14 protein-coding genes are annotated in these 12,714 nt (G+C 60.8%); 4 read left to right on the top strand and 10 right to left on the bottom strand.

What is annotated here, in order from left to right:
• Positions 1 to 249: 249 nt before the first annotated feature.
• The 4 genes from DQG18_RS14520 to uvrB form a co-directional block, all read right to left on the bottom strand.
• Complete coding sequence (locus DQG18_RS14520; RefSeq protein WP_116654970.1) at positions 250 to 621, bottom strand: hypothetical protein; 372 nt, start codon at positions 619 to 621, stop codon at positions 250 to 252.
• A 70-nt stretch (positions 622 to 691) separates the two neighbouring features.
• Positions 692 to 1,180 (bottom strand): hypothetical protein, encoded by a 489-nt coding sequence (locus DQG18_RS16230; RefSeq protein WP_157970197.1) that lies wholly within the window; start codon positions 1,178 to 1,180, stop codon positions 692 to 694.
• The gene (locus tag DQG18_RS14515; RefSeq protein ID WP_116654969.1) at positions 1,177 to 2,547 is read right to left on the bottom strand and encodes an HD domain-containing protein; all 1,371 of its coding nucleotides are present in this window, start codon (positions 2,545 to 2,547) and stop codon (positions 1,177 to 1,179) included. Before DQG18_RS14515 ends, DQG18_RS16230 begins: the two co-directional genes overlap by 4 nt.
• Before the next feature lie 171 nt (positions 2,548 to 2,718).
• Complete coding sequence (gene uvrB, locus DQG18_RS14510; RefSeq protein ID WP_116654975.1) at positions 2,719 to 5,316, bottom strand: excinuclease ABC subunit UvrB; 2,598 nt, start codon at positions 5,314 to 5,316, stop codon at positions 2,719 to 2,721.
• A 174-nt stretch (positions 5,317 to 5,490) separates the two neighbouring features.
• Here uvrB and DQG18_RS14505 point away from each other — a divergent pair, with 174 nt between their 5' ends.
• From DQG18_RS14505 to DQG18_RS14495, 3 genes are read left to right on the top strand one after another with little or no spacing between them, the layout of a single operon-like run.
• Entirely contained in the window at positions 5,491 to 5,913 is a 423-nt protein-coding gene (locus tag DQG18_RS14505; RefSeq protein WP_245958476.1) for a hypothetical protein, read from the top strand.
• Complete coding sequence (locus tag DQG18_RS14500; protein WP_116654968.1) at positions 5,910 to 6,434, top strand: cupredoxin domain-containing protein; 525 nt, start codon at positions 5,910 to 5,912, stop codon at positions 6,432 to 6,434. Before DQG18_RS14505 ends, DQG18_RS14500 begins: the two co-directional genes overlap by 4 nt.
• Positions 6,435 to 7,145, top strand: coding sequence for an RNA polymerase sigma factor (locus DQG18_RS14495; protein ID WP_116654967.1), 711 nt, complete (start codon positions 6,435 to 6,437; stop codon positions 7,143 to 7,145).
• A gap of 544 nt (positions 7,146 to 7,689) precedes the next feature.
• On the opposite strand, the gene DQG18_RS14490 is transcribed toward DQG18_RS14495, so the two are convergent.
• The 4 genes from DQG18_RS14490 to DQG18_RS14475 form a co-directional block, all read right to left on the bottom strand.
• Positions 7,690 to 8,088, bottom strand: coding sequence for a septal ring lytic transglycosylase RlpA family protein (locus DQG18_RS14490; RefSeq protein WP_116654966.1), 399 nt, complete (start codon positions 8,086 to 8,088; stop codon positions 7,690 to 7,692).
• A gap of 356 nt (positions 8,089 to 8,444) precedes the next feature.
• Positions 8,445 to 9,098, bottom strand: a complete 654-nt coding sequence (locus DQG18_RS14485) for an SH3 domain-containing protein (protein WP_116654965.1) — start codon at positions 9,096 to 9,098, stop codon at positions 8,445 to 8,447.
• A gap of 182 nt (positions 9,099 to 9,280) precedes the next feature.
• A complete protein-coding gene (locus tag DQG18_RS14480) occupies positions 9,281 to 9,664 on the bottom strand; it encodes an acyl-CoA thioesterase (RefSeq protein ID WP_116654964.1) in 384 nt (127 codons plus the stop codon).
• Positions 9,661 to 10,260 carry a thymidine kinase gene (locus DQG18_RS14475; RefSeq protein WP_116654963.1) on the bottom strand — a complete coding sequence of 200 codons (600 nt, stop codon included), beginning with the start codon at positions 10,258 to 10,260 and terminating at the stop codon, positions 9,661 to 9,663. Before DQG18_RS14475 ends, DQG18_RS14480 begins: the two co-directional genes overlap by 4 nt.
• 299 nt (positions 10,261 to 10,559) lie before the next feature.
• Here DQG18_RS14475 and DQG18_RS14470 point away from each other — a divergent pair, with 299 nt between their 5' ends.
• Positions 10,560 to 10,964: a DUF2147 domain-containing protein gene (locus DQG18_RS14470; RefSeq protein WP_157970196.1), complete on the top strand. Its 405-nt coding sequence runs from the start codon at positions 10,560 to 10,562 to the stop codon at positions 10,962 to 10,964.
• 75 nt (positions 10,965 to 11,039) lie between these two features.
• Here the strand turns inward: DQG18_RS14470 and DQG18_RS14465 are convergent, their stop codons facing one another.
• Both DQG18_RS14465 and DQG18_RS14460 read right to left on the bottom strand, forming a co-directional pair.
• Positions 11,040 to 11,936, bottom strand: a complete 897-nt coding sequence (locus DQG18_RS14465; protein ID WP_116654961.1) for a DMT family transporter — start codon at positions 11,934 to 11,936, stop codon at positions 11,040 to 11,042.
• 302 nt (positions 11,937 to 12,238) lie between these two features.
• Complete coding sequence (locus tag DQG18_RS14460; RefSeq protein ID WP_116654960.1) at positions 12,239 to 12,664, bottom strand: CBS domain-containing protein; 426 nt, start codon at positions 12,662 to 12,664, stop codon at positions 12,239 to 12,241.
• Between the last annotated feature and the right edge of the window lie 50 nt (positions 12,665 to 12,714).

The raw sequence follows: 12,714 nt of genomic DNA, 5'->3' as shown, positions 1-12,714 counted from the left end.
CTCGAGGACGGCTTCGATCCACGTCTGGTCGATGTGGAAGCCATCGAAGGTGAGCTCAAGCGCTACGCTCGGCGATGGAAACCCAAGGCGAAAGCGAAATAACCGCGGCCCTCAGCGGATGCTTACCGTGCTCTGGGCGGCGACGGGGATGATCATAATGAGGGTTCGGGGCGCGGGGACAAGATTTTGGGGCAGCGGTGGAAACCCCTATCCATAACTGAACGAGAAAACGATTTCCGTTCAATTCGTTCAGTCAAATTTTTGCGCCTGCGTATCCACCCGCCTGCCCGGACGCCGTATCGGGGGCTCGGGATCGACATGATACTGGAAGGCGCGGCCAAAGCTCTCGAACTCGGCGCGGGTCATGGCGAGCAGCATCGAGAGGGTGGAAAAGCGCAAGGTGCCACCGGGAACAGTCGGAAACCGCCTCGCCTTTGCGCCGCACGCGACGCGGAACTTGCGGATTTCAAGCAGATGCCGCCTGACGATCCGCATGGTTTCGACCGGCACCTTGAGCCGAGGCCGATACCGCGCCTGCCCGGCGACTTCCCTGTAAAGAACTGTGAGCTTGGCGTGGTGCTGTCGATAGCGAAAGGCGCGTGCGCTGAAATCGTCTTGCATGTGGGGCTCCTGTTGCGCGGCGGTGGCCGAGGGCAACAGGAGAGGATAAGGGAGGTTTGTGGGGGTGGGGCTAAATAGCCTCTAAATCCCTCAGCAATTTTTTGGCACGTTCCATACGTTCGGTTGTGGCTTTAGTGGTTTTTCGGTTTCTTGTTTCGATCCAACTGTCTTCATATTCTCCAGTGCGTTTCAAAAAATCCGCTGTAGCAGCCAATTCTAATGAAACTGAATCGTAACGATCCAGAACTTCGAGTATTGCTTTGCGTTTGGCGTCTAACGCCTCACCCGGACAATCCAATTCTGTGCGAAAAACGGCATAAGCCTGTAAGCGCTGGCTCGCCTTCCATTCGATCTCGATAGCGCCAAGCGCAACTGCGTCATCTGAGGCTATAGAAAGCTCTTCGCTGTAAGGTCCGTAATGATAATAGTCAAAATCGAATCCAAAGCCCGCTTCCCTTGCCTCAAGAAAGTAAATTGTCTTTTGAAGGCGTGTTTTTCCAATAAGTTGTCGTCCATTGAGAATTATGACTTTGGCAATATTGTTTACGTCGTCGGTCATTTCAACTCCTCCAATATCTCCATTATCTTTTTCTTTGCTCTATCATCCTTGGCATAAGCTCGAAAAATTTTCTTTTCGTTGAGTGATTTTACCACATCCGACATGGTGGCAAGGTCATCATATTTATCACCCCCCGGAGGATAAATGAGAACTCGAGACAAGGCTTCCGGAGTGTCATAGCCACGACGCTTGTAGGGATTCCGCTTTGGCTGGTCCTCAAAAACTTCATCTGCGGCAATATGGCCGGCCTCTTTCGCGGCCTTGAGCTGCTTTCGAAAATTAGCCACCTGTCCTTCATTCGCGCTGAGATGCGCAGATACGTCTATGGCTTGATACAGTCTCCTATCCAGAAGTCTTGTAGAAAGCATCGCCAAACCTTCGTCCGTTGACTTAGTCAATGTGCGCAGGGCACTCCATACGACTGAGTCGTCCAGTTCTATATAGGAATCTAGTGACCTTTCCTTAACGAATTTCACCACAGGGCTCTCTTCCTCAAGACCGATTTGTTCTGCCTTGCCGTCCAGAACAAAGTTGCCCAGCTTGCGGAAAATAGCTGTAAGCATTTTTTCCGCTGAGCGAGTCGATTTGTGAAAGTATACCGTAAAATACATTTGGAACAAACCGAGAACATATGCCTCGGCTGCTTGAAGTGCTTTGCTGCCTAAAACAAGGCTATCGACCTCTGCATATTCTTCATCGTCTGTCGCGATTGTGACCTTGGCTACTTCCAAGTTTGCTAGCAGCCAAGAATAGTCGAAGCCGCCAGATTGTGCCCCTGTCATCATTCTATCCCGTCTCACGTAATCTAGTCGGTCCGCATCGAACTGGCTGGATACAATGGCGGAGTATATGTCCGTGGGCGTGTCTTGAAGTAGCAACTGAGCGACCTGCTCCCGAAAATCGCTCCCGAAACGATCACGAATCCGATCTCCTAGTTCGGTGTTGCCGCGGATAATTTCGGCAGTCCACATTTCGTGTCGGTGTTCACGCTTTTCACCTCGATCTTTATCGAGCTGCTTAACGGCCTCCTCGAATGCGTGGCTAAATGGCCCATGGCCTACGTCATGAACGAGCGCGGCAGCTTGGGCAATCTTCGCCCGGTCATTGTCATACTTTCCTCCGAGCCTATCCCGGACCAATCCAGAAAGTTGTCTAGCGGTGTGAAACACTCCTAGGCTATGGGCAAGTCGAGAATGTGTTGCTCCTGGATAAACGAGTTCTGAAAAACCGAGCTGCTTTATCCGTCTTAAGCGTTGAAATTCTCTACTATTTAAAAAGTACCAAATTTTCTGCTCAAAATCGCTCGTATCGAAAACAATCAGATCGTGAACTGGATCGCGAACTCTTTGTGATTTTTGCACAGACATCCCCCTTGTTGCCCGTTCAATCAAATTGATTCATACGAGTTTTGCAATAATTTAAAAGCAGGTTTTGTTTGAGGTTGATTGGATGCTCGACAAGGAAACGCACCACGCTTTATTTGTGCGGGATGTAGGGCTTCTGGAAAACAACGCCAACCCCGCTGAGCATGTCCTGCCCTATCCCCCCGGCCCCTCCAGCACATCCATCTCCATCTCGCGCAACTTCTTGATCTCGTCCCTTAGCCTTGCCGCCTGCTCGAATTCGAGGTTGGTTGCGGCCTCGCGCATCCTGCCTTCGAGGTCCTTGATGACCGCTGCGAGGTTCGCGCCCACCGGCACGGTGTCCTTGCCGTCCTTGCCCGGTCTGATCTTTACCGAGACGTGGTCGCGTTCGTAGACGGAATCTACGATATCGTTGATGCGGGCTTTGACGGACTGGGGCGTGATGCCGTGTTGTTCGTTGTAGGCGAGTTGCTTTTCGCGGCGGCGGTTGGTTTCGGCGAGGGCGCGTTCCATGGAGCCGGTTTCGCGGTCGGCGTAGAGGATGACCTTGCCGTCGACGTTGCGGGCGGCGCGGCCGATGGTCTGGATGAGGGAGGTTTCGGAGCGCAGGAAGCCTTCCTTGTCGGCGTCGAGGATGGCGACGAGGCCGCATTCGGGGATGTCGAGGCCTTCGCGCAGGAGGTTGATGCCGACGAGGACGTCGAAGGTGCCCAGCCGCAAATCGCGGATGATTTCGATGCGCTCGATGGTGTCGATGTCGCTGTGCATGTAGCGTACGCGGATGCCCTGCTCGTGGAGGTATTCGGTCAAATCCTCGGCCATCTTCTTGGTGAGGACGGTGGCCAGCGTGCGGTAGCCCGCGTCGGTCGTCTTGCGGATTTCGTCCACCAGATCGTCCACCTGCGAGGTGGCGGGGCGGATCTCGACATTGGGGTCGGTGAGCCCGGTGGGGCGGATGACCTGTTCGGCGAAGACCCCGCCGGTCTGCTCCAGTTCCCACGCGCCCGGCGTTGCTGACACATAGACCGTCTGCGGGCGCATGGCGTTCCATTCCTCGAAGCGCAGGGGGCGGTTGTCCATGCAGCTCGGCAGGCGGAAGCCGTATTCGGCCAGCGTCGCCTTGCGGCGGAGGTCGCCACGATACATGGCGCCCAACTGGCCGATGGTGACGTGGGATTCGTCGACGAAGACCAGCGCGTCGTCGGGGAGATATTCAAAGAGGGTGGGGGGCGGCTCGCCGGGCTTTCTTCCCGAAAAATAGCGCGAATAGTTCTCGATGCCCGCGCACGAGCCGGTGGCTTCCATCATTTCGAGATCGAACAGCGTGCGCTGTTCGAGGCGCTGGGCTTCGAGGAACCGGCCCATGCCGTTGAGCTCCTGGAGGCGCGCCTGGAGTTCCTTCTTGATCTCCTTGATGGCCGCGTTCATCGTGGTGCGGGTGGTGACGTGGTGGGAGTTGGCGAAGACGCGGACGGCGTTGAGCTCGGCGGACTTCTTGCCGGTCAGGGGATCGAACTCGGCGATGGCCTCGATCTCGTCGCCGAACAGCGTGATGCGCCAGGCGGCGTCCTCATAGTGGGCGGGGAAGATTTCCACGGTATCGCCGCGTACGCGAAAAGTGCCGCGCACGAAGCCCATGTCGCCCCTTTTGTATTGCAGGGCGACGAGTTCGTTGAGCAGGGCGCGCTGGTCGATCTTCTGGCCCTTTTCGAGCCAGATGGTCATGGTGGTGTAGTCCTCGACCGAACCGATGCCGTAGATGCAGGACACCGAGGCGACGATGATCACGTCGTCGCGTTCGAGAATCGCGCGGGTGGCCGAGTGGCGCATCCGGTCGATCTGCTCGTTGATGGTGGATTCCTTCTCGATATAGGTGTCGGTGCGCGGAACGTAGGCCTCGGGCTGGTAGTAGTCGTAATAGGAGACGAAATATTCGACCGCGTTCTCGGGGAAGAAATTCTTGAACTCGCCATAGAGCTGGGCGGCCAGCGTCTTGTTGGGGGCAAGGATCAAGGCGGGGCGGCCTGTGCGGGCGATGACCTGCGCGGCGGTGAAGGTCTTGCCCGAGCCAGTGACGCCGAGCAGGACCTGATCGGTCTCGCCATTGCTGGCGCCCTCGACAAGCTCGGCAATGGCGGTGGGCTGGTCGCCAGCCGGGGTGTAATCGGTGACGAGCTTGAAGGGAATGCCGCCGCGATCCTTGGCGGGGCGCTCGGGGCGGTGGGGCTGCCAGGGGGCCGAGCCTTCCACTTCCTTGCGGCCGTGCAGGATGATGTCTTCGAGGGCTTTGACGGTAGCCGTAACGCCACTTAACGCGCTGGCGTCGGCCCCGCCAGCCCCTCCACGGGCATTGGTGTTTCTTGCGGTTTCAAGGGCGGTCGGCCGGGAGGGGACGTGGCCGAACCCGGCCTGCGGCGCTTCGCCGAACCCGTCGAGATTGGTGGGGCGCTCGATGGCGTTGGCCTTGGATTTGGGGGCCTTGAGGCTCATGCCGGTGATGGGGGACCGGCCCGTGGCCGAAGACTTGGCGCCCTTGAGCTTTTCGCTCATGCGGCGGGCATTGGCCTCGGCATTGTCTTTGCCCTTCCCGGCCAGCCGAAAGGGTTCCTGCGCGGCCTGCCGCTCTTCGCGATCGAGCCGGCGTTTGTTGCGCAGGCGCTCCTGCGGGAGCGGTCTGGACGCTGCCGCATCCTCTGCCTTTTCGATCTCGCGGATGAAATCGTCGATGGAGAAATCGGGTTTGGAGGGGCGGGATTTCTTGTCGGAAGCCATGGCGCACATGTGGTTCGGCGATCGGAGGGATTCAATAGCACGAGAAGAACGGAATGTGAACGGTGGCGGGCAAAGACCAGGACGTGAAAATAATTTCCGTTCGATGGCGAACCTTTTGGCCGAAGCTGCATCCAAGGGGGTGTGAGGCAAGTTCGCCTCGAGTGGAAAGGATACATGATGATCGGGAAAATCGCGCCAATCGCTCTGGTTGTGGGGATGCTGGCCGCGCCGGTTTGGGCGCATGACGAAGGGCCTTTGCTTCAGGCTCCGCCGCCGGAGCCTTATGTCAAGGTCAGCGACGTGTTGCCGCTGCCTGAATTCATTCCGGGGCTGGGGACCCTTTATGTCGACCCCGCCACGCTCCCCGCCGGACCGTTTCTCTCCTATGACCATGAGGGCAAGCTCTCGGCCACGGTCTATATGACGCCCATCGAGGACCTCGAAAATGGCGTCTCCTTCGACGATCTGGGGGTAGGATCGCACACGGTGACCTCGGTGGATATCTATTACAATGCCGGCCATCCGGGGGTCGAGTCGCCGCACGCCCATGTGGTGCTGCACCATGACGAAGACGCCAAGGCGAGGCTGGCGGAATGAGCCCGACACGGCGAACCGTGCTCGGGCTGGGGAGCGGCGCAGTTGCCGCCGCTCTCCTGTCCGGCTGGCCGGCACGGGCACAGGAGACGGTGACGATCGCGATGAAGGGCAGCCCGCGTGGCGAAAGCGCCTGGTTCGAGCCGAATGCCATTGCGGTGCCGGTGGGCGCGCGCGTCCGTTTTGTCAATGAGGACGCCGGAAACAGCCACACGGCGACCGCCTATCATCCCGATGTCTTCGGCAGGGCAAGGCGCATACCATCGGCCGCCGTGCCGTGGGATAGCGGCTTTCTTCTGCCCGGCGAAAGCTTCGAGGTCGTGCTTTCTGCGCCGGGAGTGTATGATTACTACTGCATTCCGCATGAAATGCACGGGATGGTGGGCCGCATCGTGGTCGGTGCGCCTGGCGATCCGGGCTGGGAGGGGGAGCAGGCGGCAAAGGGCGATCTGCCGGTCGCCGCGCAGGCCGGTCTGGTGCCTGTGGACGAGATCGTCGCGGCAGGCCCCGAAGCCAACAGGTGAATGGTGCTCAAGACCGTAACAGAGATTGGTGAACACGAAGACCAGCGCGGCGAGCCCGCGCTGGTGGCCGGTGCGCGGCGGGGGGATCAGGTGGCCATCCGCGAGCTGATCCGGCGCCTCAATCCGCGGCTGTTCCGCGTGGCGCGCGGCGTGGTGGACACGGATGCGGAAGCCGAGGAGGTCGTGCAGGAGGCCTATCTGGCGGCTTTCACGAAGCTCGACAGCTTTCGCGGGGAGGCGCGATTCTCGACATGGGTCACACGGATCGCGCTCAACGCGGCGGCGATGCGAAAACGGGCGGCCCGGCCGTATGAAAGCTATGACACGGTAATCGAAACGGGGACGGAGACGTCGAGCGTCGTGCCTTTTCCCGGTGTGGAAATCGAACGTCCGGAGGCCGCTGTGGCGAGACGCGAAGTTCGCGATATTCTGGAAACGGCCATCGCCACCCTGCCAGCGCCGCTGCGAGTGGTGTTCCTGATGCATGAAAGCGAGGGCATGGACGTGCGCTCGATTGCCATGGATCTGGGGCTCAACCCGATCACCGTCAAGACGCGGCTATTCCGGGCGCGGCGGCGACTGCGGACCCTCGTGGAAAAGGAACTGGCCGGGGGGTTCGCCAGCGTATTTCCCTTCGATGGGCAGCGGTGCCAGGCGCTGACGGAAAGAACCGTGGCGGCGCTCGCGGCGCGCGGCGTTCTGAAGAACTGAAAACCCCCGCCGGGAGGAAGCGGCGGGGGCAGACTGCTTTTGGAGAGAGAAGGTTCAGGCGAAGGCGCCGGTAAAGGTCATGATGGTGACCATCATGGTCAGCATGACTGCGCCAGCAGCGCCGGCGATGCTCATCTGGATCAGGGTGCGGGCCATTTTTAGCCTCCTCGTTCGATGCCTCTTGTCTGCTTCAACGTCACAGGGCGCGGTTGGGTTTCACGCGATGACGTTTTCGTGTTGATGCAGATAAGCAGGAGGCGGCTGAACGGATGCTGAACGGGCGGTTCAGGCGGCAAAGGCCCCGGTGGCCATGAGGACAAGGGCGAACAGGCCGCACATCATCGCGCCGGTGAGCGCCGCGACGGTCATCGAAACGAGCTTTTGGGCCGACAGTTTATGGGACATCGCCACTACCCCTCCATCCGGCCGGGGCGGAACCATCGTATCCGGGCCGGCACCTGAAGCGAGTATGCGCCCGATGCCGGCCGTTGTGCGGGAAACTCAAATTGTCGGTAAATTTTAGATTAATGGTCCGAAACGCCGATCAGGCGCCGCCGATGACTTCGAGTTTGACGCTGGCCGTTCCTGAATTGATCATGCCGATCTGGCTTGCCGCCTTATGGGAAAGATCAATGATCCGGCCGCCGATGAAGGGGCCGCGGTCGTTGATGCGGACGACGACGCTCTTGCCGTTGTTCTGGTTGGTGACCACCACCTCGGTGCCGAAGGGCAGCGTGCGGTGGGCGGCGGTGAGGGCGTGCTGGTTGTAGCTTTCGCCCGAGGCCGTGCGGCGGCCGTGGAATTTTCCGCCATACCAGGAGGCGGTGCCCGAAGCGGTTTCAACGACCGCGACCTGCTGTTGTGCGTAAGAGACCGGCGCGGCGAACGTGATCGCACCGGCAGCGAGCGCCACGGAAAGCGCGGCGGCCTTGATAACCTTCATTGTACCCAAAAAATCCGTACTGTTAACCCTGATGGGCGGTTCTGCACGGGGATGTGGCGAGAAAGGGGCGCCGTGGCGGAGGGGAGGACCGGTGATTCGGAACTATGGTATTTGGGCAACAGGGGCAACGGCATGGCGGGGGGAACGTCTGGTAACTGGTTTACATGACGCGGGTCATTGGCATCGCAGCACCCCTCATCCGACCTTTCGCTTCCGCGAAAGCCCCCCTTCTCCCTCAAGGGGAGAAGGGGGAACCCTGCGAATGTCTCGGCTCTTGAGCCCCCCTCTCCCCTTGAGGGAGAGGGGCCGGGGGTGAGGGGCTCGCGATGTGGCGACGAATGCTGGGTGCTCAGGCGTTACCGGGCGCGCGAGATCCAGTAGGAGGAGATGTCGTCCGAGAGCATGCCCAGATTGCGGACGGAGCGATCGATCACGGCGCAGCGGCCCGAGAAGTTGGTGTCGGTGCAGACCGTGGCTTCGGCGTTGCCTTCGACGCGGGCCGAGCGGATACGGTTGTCCCAGAAGCGCTCGATATAGCGGGCGCTGTCGCCGCCCGAGGCGCAGAAGCTGCGGCCGCGATAATCGTACTCTTCGAAAAAGCAGATCTGGCCCGAGGGGCGTGGGGGCGTGATGCCGGGACGGTTGCCGGTGCCGATCTCGAACGAAAAGTTCGGGGTGTTGATCGAAATACCCACATCAGGCTGGCCGGTCGGCGGGGTGGGGCGCACCGGCGTGCTGCCGCCCGCAACCTGTTGCAGATAGCGCGACGAGGCCCAGCCCTGGATGGTGCGATCCTGAATGCGACACCAGGTATTGGAGGGGGTGCATTCGAGAACCTGAACGACCTGGTTCTGCTCCAGGACACCCACGACGCGGTAATTGGTGCCGGGCCCCGAGCGGACGTTGAGCGCGGTGGTCGCGGCGGCATCGTAGGCGAAGGCCGCGCCTGCGCTGGTCATGAGCGTTGCGATGGCCAGGAGCGCGGCGGTGGCAAACTTGCGAGCGTTCATTTCATTCTCCCTTGGGCGAGATGCCGGTCACTTGGAAAGAAAACTTCCAGAGGGGCCGGTCAGTTCCGGGCAACCCGTCCGCCGTTACTGCCACGGCCGACGTTCAACATGGCCGCGACAAATAAACGGGGCCGGTTGAACCGGACATGAACGGGCCGATGCTTGCCGATACCGGAGGCGCGCTAAGTTCCGATGATACGCTTGTGGCCGTCCTCGGTGAGCGCGACATAGATGAACTTGCCCTCGGTTACCTTGGTGCGGTTGGGGGTGTGGCGCGAGCGGGTATAGGCTTCCATGCCGATGGTGATGGAAGTGTTGCCGACGCGATCGACCCAGGTATAGACGCAAAAGACGTCGCCCACCCGTACCGGCGCGATGAAGGCCATGGCCTCGATGGCGACGGTCGCGACGCGCCCGCCCGCGTGCTCGACCGCCGCGATGGCCCCAGCCACGTCCATCTGGCTCATCACCCAGCCGCCGAAAATGTCGCCCGCCGGATTGGTATCGGCGGGCATGGGCATGGTGCGGATGGTCAATTCGCCCCTTGGTTCGGTGTCAGCGTTCATCGTTTATCCTCTGGCCGGTAGCGGCCGGTTTCTTCCTCCCAGTGGGGGCGGCACAGCGAAACATATTTGTCGTTGCCGCCGATGTCGATCTGTTCGCCTTCGACCAACGGGGTTCCGTCGGCGCCCAGCCGGATGACCATGGTGGCCTTGGCGCCGCAATGGCAGATGGTGCGGATTTCGCGCAGGGTATCGGCGATGGCGAGCAGTTCGGCCGAGCCGGGAAAGAGCTTGCCCTGAAAATCGGTCCTGAGGCCATAGCACATGACGGGGATGCCCAGCCGGTCGGCGACGCGGGCGAGCTGCCAGACCTGGGCGGGGGTGAGGAACTGGGCCTCATCGAAAAAGACGCAACTGAGGGGCTGCCGGGCGTGGGCTTCGGCGATCTGGTTGAACAGATCATCCTCGGGGCCGAAGAGGCGCGCCTGTTCGGAAACGCCGATGCGCGAGGCGATGACGCCGAGGCCGGCGCGGTCGTCGAGCGCGGCGGTGAACAGGAGGGTTTTCATGCCTCGTTCGCGGTAATTGTGGGACGCCTGAAGCAGAATCGTCGATTTGCCGGCATTCATGGCGGCGTAGGAGAAATAAAGCTTGGCCATCGGCGCTCCGGGGGCAAGGGGCGGACCCTTGCTTCTTATCGCGCTCTGGCGGTGCGGCCATGCGCCGGTGCGGGGCATCCACAGAAAAACGGCCGCCGGGACGGGCGGCCGTGAAGGGAGCCGGCGGGGAACCGGCGGATGCAAGCGGGGTAAGGCTTGCTGGGGGTAGTGGTAAGGGGGCGGGATGACAGTGGTGTGACGGGGGTGCTTCCTTTTTTTTCGGCGCTTCCCTACGGTTCAGGCGTTGTTCATGTGGTTTGGGAAAAATGGCGGGTGTTGCCGCAGTCAGGAGCCGAACGATGTTGCGTAAAATGATTTCGCTGTGCCTTGGTCTCACGCTTGGCGTTGTGGGGGCGGCGGGTGTGGGAGCGCAGCAGGGGCTCGATCCGATCGGGGTCTGGGAGCCGGACAATCGTGAGTCCCGCTATGAATTTTCCTATTGCGGAGAGAATGGCGACCGGTTGTGCGCGGAGCTGATCTGGATTCAGGAGGACAAGAAGGACGCGCGCAACACCAAATATCTCAACACCTATATGTTCAAGAACGCGCGGCAGACGCGCTACGGACATTGGCAGGGCACGGTGACGCTCGAGGGCTTCAATATCGGCGGGACGGTGACCCAGACCGGGCCGGACAACATGGAACTCAAGGCCTGCGCGCTGTTCGTCATCTGCGAGAATATCGCGCTCAACCGGGTGCGGTAGAGCTGTTTTGATGAAGTCAAAACAGCTCCAAGCCTTTGATTTGTCGCGCTCCCGAACCGAATAAGTGGTGCCCACTTATTCTGGAAGCGCTTCAGTGCTGCGTCTGCGCAATTGCGGAATTGCTTCGACCAGGACGATGGCGGCAAAGATCAGCGCCGCCCCGGCATAACCTTCGGGCGGCAGGCGCTCGCCTAGCAGCAGCGCGCCGCCAAGCGCGGCGAAAAGGCTTTCGGCTGAAAGGATGATGGCGGCGTTGGCGGGGGGCACGTGCTGCTGGCCGACGGCCTGAAGGGTATAGGCGATGGCGGTGGACATGACGCCTGCGTAAAGGATTTCGACCCAGCCCGATGAGATCGCTTCGAGGGAGGGTGCCTCGAAGGCCAGCGCTCCCACAGCGCTGAGCCCGCCCGCGATCAGGAAGCTGATGGCGGAGATGAGGACCGGGCGTCTGGTCCTGGTGGCGAGCAGGCCGATAAGCAGGACGTGCAGCGCCCAGAAGACGGCGCTTGCGATGACCAGCGCATCGCCGCGGTTAATGGCGCTGAGTGTCGCTCCATTGAGCAGGAACAGGCCGAACAGCGCGAACGGGGCCGCGAACCACACGATGCGATGGGGCGCGGTGCGAAAAAAGACCAGCAGGATCAGCGGCACGAACAGCACATAGAGCCCGGTGAGAAAACCGCTGTTGGTGACGGTGGTGAAGATGAGCCCCAGTTGCTGGAGCAGCGAGGCGATGAAGAAAACCACGCTCATGACGCCGATGAGCGACCAGTCGCGACCCGTGAGCGGGGCGGTGCGCAAACCATTCTCGCGCAGGGCAAGCGGCAGGATGACGAGGCCGCCGAGCAGGTAGCGTGAGGCCATGAAAGTCAGTGGCCCCATGACGTCCATCGCCGTCTTCTGGGCAATGAAGGCAAAGCCCCAGATGGCGGTGGTCAGCAGCAGGCAAAAAAGCGCGATGGAACGGGGCATGTGGGGATGGGCTGCGGGAGACGAGGTGCCGGGAGTGGTAGCCGGTTGTGGGGGGAGGGGCAAGGGGAGGGCGTTAGCGGGGTGCTGTGATTTTTCTTAGTGCTCTGCGTTTGCGGGGGGCTATCGCATCCTGAATCTGCGTGTGTGGCTTCACCCCTCCCCAGCCCTCCCCATCAAGGGGAGGGTGCTTCCTTTGCTTGGCTGTCCCTATGCGCACAAGGCCAGCACCTCCCCCCTTGTGGGGGAGGTTGGGAGGGGGGAGGGAGGCGATGGGGCCGCTGGCTTTCGAGGGGAGAGGCCGTTCAGCTTGAAATGTATTCGCGCAGTTCGTTGGCTTCCTGTTCGGCCATGTCGATCTTGCGTTTGACGACGTCGCCCATGGAGATGATGCCGATGAGGCGGTCGTTTTCCATGACGGGAAGGTGGCGGAAGCGGCCAGTACTCATTTTGGCCATGGCGTCGTCGAGCGTGTCGTTGCGGGTGCAGGTCTTGGGGGTGCGCGTCATGATGGTGGCGACGGGCTGGCTGCGGAAGCCTTCGGCGCTGCTGGCGAGGTGGCGGACGACGTCGCGTTCCGAGACGATGCCGGTAAGCCGTCCATCATCGACCACGAGCACGGCGCCGATATTGTGCTGGGCAAGGGTGGCAATGAGTTCGCCGATGGTGGATCGCGAAGTAACGGTGACGATGGTGCCGTCCTTGGCGTTCAGAATCGTTTCGACGTGCATGGCGCTGGTTCCTCCTGATAGCTAGACCTTGCCTGCATGATGCTCAACGC

Source organism: Pelagibacterium sediminicola, from assembly GCF_003390885.1.
Lineage (GTDB): Bacteria > Pseudomonadota > Alphaproteobacteria > Rhizobiales > Devosiaceae > Pelagibacterium > Pelagibacterium sediminicola.
The sequence above is the reverse complement of the archived record's forward strand: the minus strand, read 5'-3'. Positions and strand labels throughout refer to the sequence as shown.